The 16,759-nt window shown below is 44.1% G+C and carries 10 protein-coding genes; 6 read left to right on the forward strand and 4 right to left on the reverse strand.

The genetic code is table 11. The annotated features are described in order from the left end of the window. Positions 1-53: 53 nt before the first annotated feature. Both QNI24_RS07305 and QNI24_RS07310 read right to left on the reverse strand, forming a co-directional pair. Positions 54-224, reverse strand: a complete 171-nt coding sequence (locus QNI24_RS07305) for a hypothetical protein (RefSeq protein WP_267175901.1) — start codon at positions 222-224, stop codon at positions 54-56. Positions 225-283: 59 nt separating this feature from the next. Beyond that, the gene (locus QNI24_RS07310; RefSeq protein WP_283708595.1) at positions 284-3,529 is read right to left on the reverse strand and encodes a S41 family peptidase; all 3,246 of its coding nucleotides are present in this window, start codon (positions 3,527-3,529) and stop codon (positions 284-286) included. Positions 3,530-3,652: 123 nt separating this feature from the next. Here QNI24_RS07310 and QNI24_RS07315 point away from each other — a divergent pair, with 123 nt between their 5' ends. The 6 genes from QNI24_RS07315 (at position 3,653) to QNI24_RS07340 (ending at position 14,071) form a co-directional block, all read left to right on the forward strand. Further along, positions 3,653-4,774, forward strand: coding sequence for an efflux RND transporter periplasmic adaptor subunit (locus tag QNI24_RS07315; RefSeq protein WP_267175903.1), 1,122 nt, complete (start codon positions 3,653-3,655; stop codon positions 4,772-4,774). Further along, a complete protein-coding gene (locus QNI24_RS07320) occupies positions 4,771-7,920 on the forward strand; it encodes an efflux RND transporter permease subunit (RefSeq protein WP_267175904.1) in 3,150 nt (1,049 codons plus the stop codon). The genes QNI24_RS07315 and QNI24_RS07320 overlap by 4 nt, the downstream gene beginning before the upstream one ends. 80 nt (positions 7,921-8,000) lie before the next feature. Further along, positions 8,001-8,579 carry a TetR/AcrR family transcriptional regulator gene (locus QNI24_RS07325; protein ID WP_267175905.1) on the forward strand — a complete coding sequence of 193 codons (579 nt, stop codon included), beginning with the start codon at positions 8,001-8,003 and terminating at the stop codon, positions 8,577-8,579. Beyond that, positions 8,576-9,628 carry an efflux RND transporter periplasmic adaptor subunit gene (locus QNI24_RS07330; protein ID WP_267175906.1) on the forward strand — a complete coding sequence of 351 codons (1,053 nt, stop codon included), beginning with the start codon at positions 8,576-8,578 and terminating at the stop codon, positions 9,626-9,628. The genes QNI24_RS07325 and QNI24_RS07330 overlap by 4 nt, the downstream gene beginning before the upstream one ends. Further along, on the forward strand, positions 9,625-12,624 hold the full coding sequence (locus QNI24_RS07335; protein ID WP_267175907.1) for an efflux RND transporter permease subunit: 3,000 nt from the start codon (positions 9,625-9,627) through the stop codon (positions 12,622-12,624). Before QNI24_RS07330 ends, QNI24_RS07335 begins: the two co-directional genes overlap by 4 nt. Positions 12,625-12,628: 4 nt before the next feature. Then, a complete protein-coding gene (locus tag QNI24_RS07340; RefSeq protein ID WP_267175908.1) occupies positions 12,629-14,071 on the forward strand; it encodes a protein adenylyltransferase SelO in 1,443 nt (480 codons plus the stop codon). A 43-nt stretch (positions 14,072-14,114) separates the two neighbouring features. Here the strand turns inward: QNI24_RS07340 and QNI24_RS07345 are convergent, their stop codons facing one another. Further along, complete coding sequence (locus tag QNI24_RS07345; protein WP_267175909.1) at positions 14,115-15,443, reverse strand: choice-of-anchor B family protein; 1,329 nt, start codon at positions 15,441-15,443, stop codon at positions 14,115-14,117. Positions 15,444-15,465: 22 nt separating this feature from the next. After that, positions 15,466-16,755 (reverse strand): metal-dependent hydrolase family protein, encoded by a 1,290-nt coding sequence (locus QNI24_RS07350; RefSeq protein ID WP_267175910.1) that lies wholly within the window; start codon positions 16,753-16,755, stop codon positions 15,466-15,468. Between the last annotated feature and the right edge of the window lie 4 nt (positions 16,756-16,759).

Raw genomic sequence — 16,759 nt, forward strand, 5'->3', positions numbered from 1 at the left:
TGAGAAGAATTCTAGAAAATTTCAGATAAAATTTGTGTGAGTAAATGACAGTTTCAACACAATAAAAAAGAGCCGAATTGCTCGGCTCTGATTTTACGTTTAAAGGCTTGTTTGTCCTTTTGTCGTTTGGCTTTATTGGACTTGACGTGGGCGCCACCTTTTTTCATGATAGCCGCTTTAGCAACCCAATTCCGCCGCCCATGACTTTTTAATTTGTCACTCATACAGCGCTCCTGGTTGAAAGCGCTGTATTATAACAAACTATTAATTAATCACAGCTGAATCAAAACTCAGTTGGCGCTGGTGGTGATTTGATCAATTTTCTTGGGTTTTCTTGCAAGTCTTTTAACAGTTCCTCAACACCCCTTTCTAGCGATGGATCACGACCTGCTGCGACCAGCTCAGGACGATCGATGACTTCAATGTCAGGTGTCACACCTTCATTTTCTACTGCCCAGTTACCTTCGGTATCCATAAAGCGGAAAGTAGAGGCCAAAATAGAGCCGCCATCGGCCAAGGATGGGTTGCCACTGATACCAATCAGTCCACCCCAGGTGCGGGTGCCGATGATCTTACCCAGACCTGCCTTGCGGAAATAATACGGTAGCGCATCACCACCTGAACTTGATTGGCCATTGGTTAACATCACTTTAGGACCATCATGGGCGATCAATGGGGTGGCATTGCTGTCTAAGTCCAAACCGCGGCGTTTCCAATAGTTCATAGTGGTGCGTGATAGGATTTCTATCATGCGATCTGGAATGAAGCCACCACCGTTATAACGGTCATCAATAATCAGCGCGTCTTTGTTGATCTGTGGCAGCAGTTGTTTGAATAATTCACGGTTACCATCAACTGCAGTATTGGGCAAATGCACATAACCTATTCTGCCGTCAGACAATTTATCCACCATGGCACGTCTTGATTCAACCCAATTAAAATAACGCAATTGGCTCTCAGATGCGATGGGCTTAACGTGTACTTGTCTTGAGCCTTTGCTTTGGGCTTTGTTGTTGATATCTATGCTGACTGTTCTGCCGACGGTGTGTTCTAACAACTGATAAATGTTGGCCACATTTTTAGTGCTTTTACCATTGATGGCGATTATGAAATCCCCTACTTCGGCGTTGACGCCAGCTTCGGTCAATGGTGAGCGTCTATTGGGCGTCCAGTTTTCACCTTTGAAAATGTGGGTTATTTCAAAATAACCACTCTTATGCTTTTTGAATTCAGCCCCCAACAAACCGTTTTGCTGTCTTTTTACAGTCGGTTGATCTCCAGAGTTAACATAGATATGACCTGCATTCATTTCACCTGCAATCTCACCAAACACATAATCCAAGTCGGTGCGGTGGGTAGCCGCTTTGGCCAGTGGCAAGTACTTATCGTGTATAGCCTGCCAATCCATGCCATGCATGCCTGGATCATAGAACCAGTCACGTAATATGCGCCATGCATCAGTATACATTTGACGCCACTCGGTGGTTGGATCAATCTTCAAAGTGAGGTTCTTCAGATCCAAGTGTCGATCTTTTAGCTTTTGTTCTGCTTTGGCTTCAATTACCGCATATTTGCCTTGTTTCTGCACCAGCATGTGTTTTCCATCGGCACTCAATAGGTAATTTCCAGAATCCGCCAAGACTGTTTTTGGTGCCTCATCTTTGCTCAGGTCAATCATTTTGATGGCATTCCCGTTGGCACCGTTTTCAACCACAAAAACAGCATCACCGTTGGTTTGGATGTTGTTATAATTACTGGCATTGCCCGGCAAAGCCCTGACCCTTTGATTGAAACCTTCTACCTGCAAATTAACCACAACCGTTTCAGCTGCATCCTCATCTTCTTTTTCGTTGGATGTTGTGATGCCATCATCTTCAAATGGATAAAGCGCTGGTACAGCATCATTCAGAGGCGCGGCATATACGCGAGTGGCCTGATGGTAAAGGTAATTGAACTCATAACTACTGAAGGACAAATTGTAATCACGGTTGGATAAAAAGAACAAATAATGTCCATTGGGGTCGAATACGGGAGAGAAATCGTTGAATGCCTTACTGGTTAATCGCTTGACTGAACCGTCTTTGAAACCGTAGACAAAAATAGAACTGAAACCACTGACTTCTGTTTTGGTGTAGACCAGCCACTGACTGTCTGGCGACCATGAAAAATCATCTATGTCATTGCGGGTTGAACGGTCAAGTTTTCGGATTTTTTTACTCTTAACATCAACACTCCAAAGGGTTTGATTGGTGTCACTGTACGCAATCTTTTTGCTGTCAGGTGACCACACAGGAGGGTAACGCCAAACACCACCATCATCGGTTATTTGTGTGACATTGCCCGATTTTACATCTTGGACATACACTTCATATTCACCCGTGGCATCGCTCAAATAAGCAATGTGTGAGCCATTTGGTGACCAAGCCACATCAATCTCACGGGCACTGGGGGTATTGCTGATGTTTCTTATTTCACCTTTTTGGGCAGGCACAGAGAATACTTCGCCACGGGCCGCAATTGCTACCCTTTTGCCCTCAGGAGAAATCGCCATAGAGTCGATGTAGTCTTTAACATTTTTACGTTCAGCAAGAAGATTTTCGGCGTTTGCTGTGATTTGTATAGATAATTGTTCGGTGGTCGATGAAACAGGATCAAAGCGCCACAAATGACCACCGTTCTCATAAACAATGGCGGCTGGGCCAGCAGAAGGCCACAAGGCATCAAATTGGTCATGATGAGTGACTTTTTGCGGTTCGCCATCTGCCACATATTTGTACAGATTCAAGTGATAATCACGGTCACTGATGAAGTAGATGTCATCTCCAATCCATACGGGTTGGTGATCTGTCGCTGCATGGGTGGTTATTCGTTGGCTGCTGTTTTCTTGCAAATCATAAATCCAAACATCCTGTGCACGACCGCCCCGGTAACGTTTCCAAGTTCTGAACTCTCGATCAATGGGGGTATATACATATTTATTGCCATCTGGTGACAGCATGCCACCACCTGTTTCTGGCACAGCCAAAGGTGCTTCCATGCCGCCATCGGCAGGAACCAAATAAGGTTGTCCGGTTCGTACACCCCATGGCAGGCGGTTGGCTTTGACCAATATGTGCTTGTTATCAGGTGTCCAATCTAAGATGCGGTAATCAAAACCGCCACGTGGTGGCATCGGTCCGACATCATTATACCAGGTCAGTTGTTGCAGGTTACTGCCGTCCATATCCATCACAAAAACCTGTCTTGAGCCGGTGTACTCGGCGGAGAATGCGATGCGCTTACCATCTCTTGAAAACTTTGGAAATGCCTCGAAACCATCGAATGATGTCAAACGCTTGGCCTCACCGCTTTTGATGTTGGCAGTATAAATGTCACCAGCGTAAACAAAAGTCACGTGATCTTGATGTATGTCTGCGTAACGCAACAACTTGGTGGCATCATTGGCACTGACCGATAAAGCAATAACGCTGAAAAAAGTAAGCAACAGCCACTGACTGCTGGATTGTTTGAAATTGAACATTGATCGCATTAAAGAACTCCGCTGGTAAATTTAGTAGAGCGATTTTAGCATCAAAATGTCAGTTTATTGTGAATCACATTATTTTCACCAAAGCAGCATATAATCCTGCTAATTCAGACAGCGCGTAAATTAATGCTAAAAAAATTAATTGGGCCATTGGCCATCTTGCTAGCCATCATGGTGGTTTTTATCTTGGTCAAAAACAAACCCAGGCCTGCCACCAATACAGCCACCACAAAAGATGCGATTACTTTACCGGTCACCACAGTCGCTCCCGCAGTCCACCCACTTATTATTTCTGCTGAAAGTTTTGTTAAATCTCGCTGGCAAACAGTTTTAAGTGCAGAAGTGTCGGGTAAAGTAATTGAGATTAAAGAGGATTTTTTGGTTGGGAACCAATTCAAAGCCGGTGATGAACTGGTAATCATTGACCCCATTGATTATGCGGTGCAATTGTCACGAGCCGAAGCCAACATGAAAGCAGCAGAAGCCAACCTGATCGAACAACAGATGCAATCTGAACGGGCTAAAAATGATTGGAAAAAACTCAATCCTGAGCGTGAACCCAGTCCGTTTAATCTAAGAATACCTCAATTACGTAACGCCGAGGCTAACTTGGCAGCTGCCAAAGACGAGCTTAAATTGGCACAAAGAAATTTACAAAGAGCCTCCATTAAGGCACCTTTTGATGGCTTTACCCTATCACGCAATGTTGATTTGGGTGAAATCATCCAAGCAGGTGGCGTTTTGGGAGAGCTGGTCAATAATGAAAAACTAGAGCTGCGAATCTCATTAGATGTTAAGCATGTCCAGTTGCTCAAAGCGGCTGACAAAATCAGCTTTTTCATCGAAGACAAAAACACCCATTTGATCTACCAAGAAATCAGGTTTGAACCTTTTATTGACAATGAAAACCGTTGGCAATCATTCACTGTGGCGGTCGATGGAAATGAACAAAATCTGGTGATTGGTGAATTTATTCAATTACAAATACAAGCTGAAAGTGCTCAGCAGTTTTTGGCCTTGCCAGAATCAGCTTTGAGCATCGATGGCCGTATTTGGTTTGTTAACGAAAACCAACAAACCGCTTTTTTCCAACCAAACATTGCTTACAAATCGAACGGACAAATTTACCTGAGTACGGAACACAATCTCCAATACCCAATGGATGTGGTAGTGGCTCCATCCAGTTCTCTGTTGGCTGGCATGGAAGTAACTACTGATAATTGGCAATCACCAGCATCTGCACCGTGAATTCAGCCAATCAACAAACAGCTGGCATCATAGCGTGGTTCACGCGAAACCCAGTCGCCGCGAATCTATTGATGGTTTTTATACTGGTTGCCGGCTTTTTTACCGCCGCCAACATCAGAACCGAAGCTTTTCCAGCTTTTCCACCAAATTCTGTTTCAGTTGATGTCACTTTTATTGGCGGCACGCCTGAAGAAGTGGAAGAAGGCGTAACGGTTAAAATAGAAGAAGCCATTGAAGGTGTCGAGGGCATCAAAGAAATCAACAGTTCAGTCACTGGCAGTGGAACCAGTGTCAGAGTCACAGCGGTTGAAGGCTATGAGCTGAAGACACTCAAAGATGACATCAAACTTAAAGTAGATGCCATTACCAGTTTTCCTGATTTGGCAGAAAAGCCCATCATCAAAGAGCAGGTGTTCGAACGCAGTGTTTTATCGCTTGAATTATTTGGCTCCAGCGATCACCGCACCTTGAAACAGACGGCAGAGCGAGTTCGTGACCTGTTGTTGGTCTCAGAGGGAATCAACAAAATTGATATCACCGGTGCCAAAGACTACGAAATCAATATAGAAGTCAGCGAGCAAAAACTCAGGGAATACGGATTAACTTTACAAGATGTGGCCAGCGCCATTCAGGCCAACTCCATTAATTTATCAGGCGGTAGCATCAAAACTTCCAGCCGCAACATCAACATCAAAGCCGATGAACAAGCCTATTTTGGTTTAGATTATGGCAGCTTGGTGCTGCGCCAAGGCACTGATGGCAAGGTACTGCAAATAAAAGACATCGCCAACATCAAAGACGGCTTTACCGAACGAGAAACATTCTCGAGGTATAACGGCATGCCCTCAATTCAACTGCAAATCAAATTGCTCAGCAATGACAGCATCACCAAAGCAGCACAAGCAGTTAAAACTAAAATCAACGAAATTCAGCAGCAGGCTTGGTTCCCAGCAACCATCGAAACTGCTATCTGGAATGATGAGTCAGATGTGATTCGAGACCGTTTGTCTTTGATGTTAGGCAATGCATTAACCGGCATTTTCTTGGTTTTGATTATGTTGACTTTGTTTTTGCACATCAAAGTGGCCTTTTGGGTGGCTATTGGCATACCCATTGCATTTGCGGGTGCCTTGTTTTTGATGGGCCCAGCAGTTTCTGATTACTCGCTGAATGTGTTAACCACTTTTGGTTTTATTGTGGTGTTGGGTATAGTCGTTGATGATGCCATAGTGATTGGCGAAAACATCTACAGTGCCAAACAAGAACAAGGCGCGGATGACCCCCAACCAATTGAAACCACCATCAAAGCAGCTCAACAAGTTGCTGTCCCGGCCACATTTGGGGTGTTGACAACGGTCGCAGCCTTTTTCCCGTTGACTTTAATCAGTTCAGAGTTTGGTGAAATCTTAGGCAGTATTGCTGCTGTGGTCATTTTTTGTTTGTTGTTTTCATTGGTAGAATCAAAATGGATTTTGCCGGCTCATTTAGCACACATAAAAATCAAGAACAGCCAAACAAAAAGCACAAATGCTTGGCAAAGGTTTCAGAAACGCATAGACAATGGTCTAAAAAGTTTCATTCAAAACCGCTACACACCAATATTAATGAAAGCCGTCAAAAACAAAATCAATACTTTGTTATTGTTTGTGGCTTTGTTCATTTTGACGGTTGGTTTGATTCCAGCTGGATTGGTGCGCACCAGTTTTTTTCCTGATGTAGAGCAGGAAACCTCAGTGGCTGATTTAGAAATGCAAACCAGCGTAGGTGCCACAGTCACTAATCTGGCCACGCAGCAAATTGAAGCAGCTGCTCTTAAAGTTAACAGCAACGCCAAAGAACTGTTTGGAGCTGAGAACCCCCCTATTCGCTCTGTTTACGCCTTCAACACCACTGACCAGAAGAGTAAAACTTATATTCAACTTGAAGTGGATCCAGATCGAGATTACACCAGCCAAGATGTGGTCAATGCCTGGCGAGAATACATTGGCGAAATCATTGGTGTTAAATCTCTTGAAATCTATGCACTGGGTCCAGGCAGTGGGGTCGACATTCAAATTGAAATGTCATCTGGTAATTACCAAGAATTGGCATTGGCAGCCAATGAGTTAAAAAACACCATAGCCGAATACCAGGGTGTTTATGACTTAAAGACCAATTACGATGAAGGCAGCCTGGAATATGTGTTTGAATTAAATTCAGAAGGACAATCACTGGGGCTTAATCAAGCCGACGTTATTCGCCAGATCAGGTATGCACTATTTGGTTTTGAGGCGCAACGCATTCAGCGTGGACGTGATGAAATACGCGTAAAAGTTAGGTACCCAGAAAATGAACGTAATGAGTTGACTGATCTACAGAACATTCGCATTCGATCACCACAAGGTAACAGCATACCCCTGGCGCAAATTGGTACATTCACTCCCCAATTGGCCTTAACAGATATCAGCCGAATCAATAAAAAACGAGTGGTTTTTGTCAGCGGTCGTGTCGATAAACAAATAACCAGCAGCAATGAGATACTCAATGATTTGCGTCAAACTTCACTTTCTCAGTTACAACAAAAATACCCTGATATTGAAATTGATTTTGGTGGGCAGGCCAGAGAACAAAGCACTGCTACGGGCTCACTGATTCAAGGCTTTGGCTTGTCGATGATACTGATTTACACTTTATTGGCTATACCTCTCAAATCATACCTACAGCCTTTGTTGATTATGAGTGTTATTCCATTCGGTATTATTGGCGCTATTTTGGGCCATATGTTGTTAGGCATCCCATTGGGGCTGTTATCCTTTTTTGGTATTCTGGCGCTCAGTGGAGTTGTAGTTAATGACTCCTTGGTATTAGTCAATCGCTACAATGATTTCAGAAACAATGGTTTGGATTATTTCTCAGCCATTGAAAAAGCTGGCAAATCTCGCTTCAGAGCCATTATTCTGACTTCATTAACCACCTTTATGGGTCTGTCACCATTGGTGTTTGAAAGTTCATTTCAAGCGCAATTTTTGGTTCCAATGGCGGTTTCATTGGCTTTTGGCATATTATTTGCTACGCTGATTACGCTGATCATTGTTCCTACCATGCTAGGAATAGCAGAAAAGTTAAGCGGTAGAATGTCTCAAGCGAAAACACCAGCCGTCAACTGATCAAAATCACAGCCCTGAGATTCACAGGCTATTCACGTTTATAATTGACCGAACGGTCAGTCAGCTATATAATGCCACCCATGAAACAATCAAAAAAAGACAACATACTTGAACAAGCCTTGCACTTATTTGCTACCCATGGTTTTGCTCATGTATCAATTTCGATGATCGCCAAACAAGCCGGTGTAACCAAAAGTTTGATATTCCATCATTTTGAAAACAAAGAACAACTTTGGGAGACTGTCAAAGAACGTTTTTTTAAACGTTATGCTGAAAACCAAATGAATTTGTTTGAGAGGGAAAAAGACCCCATAGAGTTAATCAGAAAATCGATGCGCTACTATTTTGAATTTGTTCGTAAGAATCCGATGATACCCAGATTTTTTGCTTATGCACATTTAGAGAATGATGAGAATTGTGGCAAATTAGATCAGCCTTTGATGGCAAAGGGCAGTGAATTGATACACAAAGCTCAGGCTAAAGGTTTGATGCGCAAAGGATTCAATCCAGTGGTTCTGGTAATGAATTTTATCACCGTTATCAACCAATACGTAGTCGCTGAATGTCACTTCAGTCAATGGGACAAAACGCTATACACTGATCCTGAATCATTCATTGAAAACTTCATAGAAATTACCATCGAAGGCATTAAACCATGAGAACCACAAAAATTACCCTGCTAATAATCATTGGCTTTTTGACCACAGCCTGTCACAACGACAGTAATGTATCAACGGAATTGCAAGACAGCGGTTATGATGCCGCCCTATTCAGCCCCAGTCCGCAATTTAAAAATCATCTGGTAGCGGCTTTTGTGGTTCCGACTGACCAAGCCAGCATGTCTTTTCAAGTCAGTGGCATCATTGAAGAACAGTTTATCTACATTGGTGATTCAGTGGTCAAAGGGCAAGAATTATTCAAAGTGTCGAATCCGTCTTTGGCGCCACAAATCAATCAGTTCAAAAGTGAGATTGAAGCCATTGAAGCCACTTTAAAGCAGAATCAAGTTGAGGTCAGGCGCTTTAAGAACCTCAAACAAACCAATGCCATTAGCCAAAATGAATTGGATCGCTTGACCAACCAAAGGGATAACTTACTGGCCAGCAAAAAAAGCCTGGAAGCACAGTTAGAACAAGCTGAATCATTGTTTGACGAGTCTTATCTGCGGGCACCATTTGCAGGCAATATAGCTGAAATATACAAAGAAGCCGGTGAGGTAATCAGTCCAGGAGAGGTTATTTTGGTGGTGGGTGGCATCACCTCATTAGAAGCCCCAATCTTCCTGCCTGCTTTTCTCCATAAAAACCTGCGTCAAGGTGACATCTTGGAGGTTTTGTATGACCAAAATCCCATCCAAGCAACCATCAAAGAAATCAGTCAAACAGCCAATCCCAGCTCACAATTATTCAAGGTGATGTTGGATGTGCCTATCATGCATGGGATTAAGTCTGGTGAAAAAATCACCGTACAAATTCCAGAAGAAATTGGTGAATTCTTTCGCTTACCCATAGAAAGTGTCATAGATGATGGTATCAACCAACCTTTTGTCTTTGTGATTGATAACAACCAAGTCATACAGTCAAAAATTAGTCTAATTGACATCGAAGGTGATGAAGTCATAGTCAAAATGCCACAACAAGGTGAAGTGGAAGTGGTTACTGCGGGTCAATCAAAACTATCTCCACAACAGAAACTGATTCAACCATGAGTGTCGTGAGGGTCTTGGTCGGCCAGAAAAGACTGATTTTAACCACTTCGATTCTGTTGGCAGTTTTTGGCATATTTTCCTGGTTGAATATGAACCGCCAAGAAGACCCATTTTTTCCTTATCGCCAAGGTTTTGTATTGGTACAGTACCCTGGTGCTGATGTCAAAAAGATAGAAAAGCAAGTGCTTAAGCCATTGGAAGAGGAACTGGCACAAATAGAAGAAATTGATGAAATCAGAGCCACAGTGCGCTCTGGTTTTACTCAGGTGATTGTTAAAATGCTCGACCACATCAACGATACCGACACTGTCTGGGACCGAGTGCGTATCGCTGTTGATAAAGCCAAAGTGAAGTTTCCCGATGGGGTTTTAGAGCCCAGTGTAGAAGATCGTTTATTAGACACAGCAGTTGCGGTCTACAGCTTATCGGGTATCAATGACATCATGCAGCTCAGGGATGCGGCCAAATCAATCAAAAACCGTATGTTTAATTTACCCGGCATTGGCAAAGTTTCTTTGTATGGCATGCCTGAAGAGCAAGTCACCATAACGCTCAAGGAGTCATTTAATAACAGCGCCATCATCAACCACGAATCAGTTGCCAGGCAAATCAATGAACGCACCAATGCGCAACCCATTAATTCCATCCATGTAGGTAACAACAGGGTCAATATAGATGCCCATACTGAATTTAAATCCATTGATGAAATAAAGAATACCAGTATTGAGCTCAGTAATGGTGAACAACTGCCCCTGTCCGCCATTGCTGAGGTGCGGCTGGAGGCTGAAAACGTCTCTAACTCGGGTTTTTGGCACCACCGTGAACGCGCTATTGCCCTCTCCTTGTATGTACCGATCAATCAATTGAACGTGGTTGAATTTGGTGAATCCTTGCGTGATTATATGGAGCAGATGCGCGGCTTGTATCCAGATGTAGTGATTGAAGAAGTTTTTTTCCAGCCCGATCGGGTGCTGAATCGGATTGATGAACTTGGCGGTTCCTTATTAACTGGTATGGCTTTGGTTACAGTGATATTGGCATTTTTCTTAGGCCTGCGTCCCGGCTTAGTGGTTGCTGTGGTTATTCCGCTGGTGACCTTTTCTTCCTTAGCCATTTTCAATATGGGGGGTGGTGTACTTCACCAAATGGCAATTGCAGGCATGGTCATTGGCTTAGGGATGCTGGTAGATAACGCCATTGTGATGGTGGAAAACATTCAATACCACATTGATGAGGGCATGCGTGGCTCTGATGCATCGGTTACATCGGTCAAAAACTTGGCCATGTCACTAGGCTCAGCCACGGGCACCACCATCGCTGCATTCATGCCCATGTTACTGTCCCAAGGCAACTCAGCTGATTTCACTCGCGCCATCCCAACCATGATCATCCTATCGATTTCAGTCAGTTATATTTATGCCATCATGGTTACCCCAGCTTTCAGTCACATTTTCCTCAAACAACATATTGAGAACAAACAATCAGCCTTACAACAACTTGGTTACAAACTGGGTAAAATTGCTACCAGTCAATCAGGACTGATATTGGTCTGTGCCTTGGGCTTCTTAATCCTTTCTGGCTTCATGTTTGGCTTTGTGCAAAAAGAATTTTTCCCCGACACCGACCGCAACCAAGTGATTGTTGACATCACCTATCCAGAAAATTCACACATCATACAAAACACAGAAAATACCCAAGCCATCGCCGAACAGCTTTCACAACGGGAACATGTGACAAGAACGGTGACATTTGTGGGAAATTCAGGTCCTGTTTTTTACTACAACTTGGTAGAAAAACCTCGCGCACCGCACATTGCACGGATTGTGGCTATTGTGGACTCAGTCGATAACAGCAGCAGCATCATTCAATGGGTGACCAATGAAGTATCTCCGAATTATCCGCAGGCTCAAATCGTCGCACGCCGTCTGGGCCAAGGTCCGCCATCAGATGCACCCATTGAAATCAGAGTGATAGCTGAGGATCGACGTGAATTGACTGAATCTGTGCGCAGAATTCAAAACTTATTGGCCCAAACAGAGGGTACCAGAACATTACGCAACACCATCGGACTGGGCATGGCGAAACTGACCCTGACACCCGATGATGCACTACTCAACCGCAATGACATCACACGAGACGAACTGGCCAGTGGCTTGGCTTTGCGCACCTCTGGTCAAGTAATTGGCCAATACCGTGGTGATGAGGACCCGATTAACATCGTGATGCAATCCCCAGAGCATGTTAATTTCAACTTGCAAGCCATCGACGACATATCAATCAACAACGGCGAATATCAGCTTTCACTCAACGCTTTGACTGAAAAAACCATTGAATGGCTACCCGCTTCAATCAATCACATCAATTTACAACGTACGGCATCGGTGTATTCTGAAACCAAAGCCGGATATACCTATGATGATGTGTTATCCAAGTTTTTACCTGCTGTTGAAGCATTAGAGTTTCCACGGGGTGTGAGTTTCTATGTGGCCGGTTCTGTACAAGAGTCAGGTAAAGCCAACGAGTCATTAGGCAAAGCCCTACCCATCGGTATCATCATGCTGTTGGTGTTCTTATTGATTGAGTTTAATTCATTCAAGAAAATGGCCATTATTTTGGTAACCGTACCTTTGGCATTTGCTGGGGTGCCATTTGGTTTGTTGTTAACGCAGACTCCATTCGGTTTCACTGCGACGCTGGGGGTGCTTGCTTTGGTCGGCATTGTTGTCAACAATGCCATTGTGCTACTGGATCTCATTCAACGAAATCAAGATTCTGGTATGGACATGCATGAAGCCATTCAAAATGCTGTGGCCAGACGAACACGACCCATCATATTAACCACACTGACCACCATTGCTGGCCTGTTACCATTGGTAATGACTGAATCAACTTTGTGGCCGCCTTTGGCTTGGTCAATCATTTCAGGTTTGTTGGTTTCAACTGCTTTGTCATTGTTGGTGGTACCATCAATGTATCAAAAATTAATAAAAACTTAATGCAATGAAACTACAGCATCATTATCAATCATTGGGCGAAGCTTTCAGTCAGTCGTCACTGCCAGAACATGTCAGAAATCCTACTGTGGTGCTTTGGAACCAACAGCTGGCCGACACATTGGGCATTAAGGCCAACAACCATGAAGCCAGCCAGTTTTTTTCCGGTAACGCCTTAATTACCGGCTCAAAACCGGTTGCAATGGCTTATTCAGGCCATCAATTCGGTCAGTTCAATCCGCATTTGGGAGATGGCCGAGCCCATTTGCTTGGTGAGTTGAGAACAGCCGAAGGTTTGATCAAAGAGCTTCAGCTCAAAGGTTCTGGCCGCACCCCTTTTTCAAGAAATGGAGACGGCAAATGTGGCATCAAACCAGCCGTTCGTGAGTACATCATGTCAGAGGCCATGCATGCATTGGGTGTACCCACCACCCGCTGTTTGGCGGTGGTCAGCACGGGCGAGGATATTCAGCGGCAAACCACCACCCCTGGCGCCGTGGTGACACGGGTTGCTGATTCACATTTGCGGGTTGGGACTTTTGAATACTTTGCAGCCAGAGGGATGCATGATGAAATAAAAGTGCTGGCTGATATAGCGGTTGCCAGACACTATCCTGAAATCAATGATAAGGATGACACAAAGTACTTACAGTTAATCTCTCATGTTATTGATAAACAAATACATTTAATTACTGAATGGATGCGAGTTGGGTTTATACATGGCGTCATGAACACTGACAACACCCTGCTTTCTGGAGACACCATTGACTACGGCCCTTGTGCCATGATGGGGGTATATGACCCCAATACCGTTTTCAGCTCAATCGATCACCAAGGCCGGTACGCCTTTGGCAACCAGCCGTGGATTGCTCAATGGAACATGGCCCGGTTTGCCGAGTCATTGTTGCCAGTGATTGTTGATGGCGGCGAGGACGCGATTGCTTTGGTTACGCCATTGATCGAATCATACCAAGATAAATACCAACAAGCATTCAGTTTAATGATGGCCAAGAAAATAGGTTTCAGCGAAAACAGCCAGGAAGCCAGCCAGCTGTGTAATGAGCTGCTGGAAATCATGTTCAAAAAACATTTGGACTACACCGAGACATTCACTCAGCTTAAAAACTCACTACAACCTAAGGATGGTACCTCGCCAGTGCTGCACCCAAGCCTAATGGAATGGCAAATAAAATGGCAAGAAACCCTCAATAAAAAGCAACTAAATCATCAAGCTGTGACCTTGATGGCAGAAAATAATCCATTGGCAATTCCAAGAAATCACCTGATTGAACAGGTGCTGACAGCCACAGAAGCAAACTCAGCTCACCCAGCTGCTTCAGAAATGCTGAAAGTAGTGCAAAACCCTTATACCCTGACTGAAAACACCCATAAATACCAAGTGACTGATAAAGATGCTGACCTGAATTACCAAACATACTGCGGTACTTGAAAATTCAATTAATTGAGTTTTTATTCAGAGAAACTGCGTTAGATCAGTCAAATCCATCGATAAAAATGAGATCCACTTCAGGCAAATTAGGCTGCAGGATAAACACCCCGCGATTGATGTCAGATACAATGACTAAACCATTATCAAAGAAAGGATATACATTCCAAGCACCCGGAAATCCAACGCCATCACCTTCAGGATGGGTATCAAAAAACGCCACTTCTCTCATTTCTGGCTCACTCAAATCACCCAGTTCTAGAATGCGCAAACCACGTGAATAATTGGCCTGATAAGTATGCGAGCCGACGATGTATTGGTTGTGATCAATCGATGCACCATCAGATTCGTGAAAACCTTTATAAACGGGATTATCTAAATCTCTAAAGTCCATAACCAGGGTTCTGGTATTCACTTCATCACGCCACTCATCCAGCTCATCATCAATCACAAAATAACGTTGATCCTCAGTTAACCAGCCCTGATGGGTGTATTGACTGCCTTTGTAACCGGTTCTCGAAAGTTGCGCTGGATTGTTCTTTACCGTAACATCCACCACCGTAACCGTGTCTTCATTACTGGCAAAACATATTTCTCGCCCTTGGTAATCTTGATCGGGCCCAGAGTAAGTCAAACACTGCGCATCATGGGTATACCCATCGGCACTGAAGCAACCGGCGAAGGTAGGGTTGATGGGGTTTTGAATGTTAACCATATGCAAACCACCGTTACAGGTGTTACCGCCAACCAAATAAGCAAAGCCTGATGTTTGGTTGATTACAATGTTGTGTGCAAACTGAAACGCACCTGCTGTGTATAGCCGATCTGCAACAAAAGTTTCCGGCTTGTTTTTAACCGACAAAAGTCGGGTTAAATCAAATACCTGCATGCCATGATTATTGATGGCATCAGCCACAATGTAGGCATGATTATTGTATGTTTTGATGTCACGCCAAGCACTGGAACCCAATGTGGTTGGTAGTTGGCCAATAAATATGGGATTCTCAGGGTCGGTAATTTCTACAAATGATGTGCCATTTGAGCGGCCAACCAAAGCAAAATAACGGCCACTGGCCTGGTGTTTCCAACCCCATGAATCAGAGCCTTGCCCGCCGCCTAATGCAGCCAATTCCAAGTGTCCTTTGAGATCGATATTTAAACAGGAAAACTCATCTGCTGTGCCGTTGGTGCAGTTTTGCGCCCCTTTGAATTGATAGCCTGTGTAAGGTTGACTGTGAGCGGCATGCATCAATTTCACAAAATCTGCATCGGGGTATTTTTTCCCAATAATGGCAGATCTGGCAGGCGTATGACAGGCTTCAACCGGTAGCCATACCAGTAATATCAGTGAGATGCATAGGTGTTTGATGTTCATAGGCTTACATTTGACCTGTCTGTTATTGTTCGCGGGATTTTGCCACCTTACCACCTTTGATGACCGCCTGTATATCATTCATTACTTCAATATTTTCAAGCGGATTCTCAGCAACAACCACCATATCAGCATAGAAGCCAGCCTTGACTTGACCCAATGAGTCAGTCTGTCCCAGTAGCTTTGCTGCCTCAACTGTAGCAGCCTGTAAGGCTTCAGCTGGACTCATGCCATTGCTGACCATCAGGGCAAATTCTTCGGCATTCCTGCCGTGTTCAGAAACCCCACTGTCGGTACCGAAAGCGATGTTAACACCGGCTTCATAAGCACGGTTAAAAGAGCCTGCAATCAAAGGTCCTATGGTGGCAGCTTTGTTGGCAACCACTTCAGGAAAAAAACCAGCTATTTTTGACTTTTCAGTGACCCAATCACCAGCAATCAGTGTCGGTACCAAGTAAGTGCCATGCTTTTTCATGGCTTTAATGACTTCTTTATCCAAATAAGTGCCATGTTCAATGCTGGCCACTCCTGCCTCAATGGCCCTAAGCATGCCCGCTTTACCATGTGCATGGGCTGCTACTTTGAAACCATAATCATCAGCGGTGGCAATCAATGCCTTCAATTCATCATCACTGAATTGTGCATTATCACCACTGGCTGCTTGACTCAAAACCCCACCAGTGGCAGTGATTTTAATCAGATCGGCACCATCTTGATAACGTTGTCTGACTGCCCGCCTGGCATCAGCAACGCCATTGAGTACCCCATGTTCAGGTGTGGTGTGTGGAAACAAACCATGGCGATAACCATTACTGGGATCAGCATGGCCACCGGTGGTAGCCAAGGATTTGGCAGTGGTGAAGATACGGGGACCTTTGACTTTACCTTGGTTGATGGCTTTTTTTAGTGCCACTGACACATTGAAAGCATCCCCAACATCTCTGATTGTAGTGAATCCTGCCATCAGGGTTCTCTCAGCAAAAACCACTGAATTAAACGCCACATCAGCTTCGTTGTGTTGGAACTTCTCAATGTACCTGGTTTTACTGTTTTCATGGGTGATGTGGGTATGCATATCCATCAAACCTGGCAAGCAGAATTGATCTGAAAAATCTAAGTCTATTTTGTGATCAGCAAAATCCTCAACTGCTTGGACCTTTTCTCCCTGCATGATCACCACTTGATTTTGTTTCATTTCGCCGCTCAACGCATCAAACAAAGCACCACAACGGATGTTCATGGCAGTGGCTTGAAAGCCTATCATGGTAGTTGTCGCTAGCATCAAATGAATGCAACTGAATTTCTTATAAGTCATTTTT

Source organism: Marinicella marina (assembly GCF_030065545.1).
Taxonomy (GTDB): domain Bacteria; phylum Pseudomonadota; class Gammaproteobacteria; order Xanthomonadales; family Marinicellaceae; genus Marinicella; species Marinicella marina.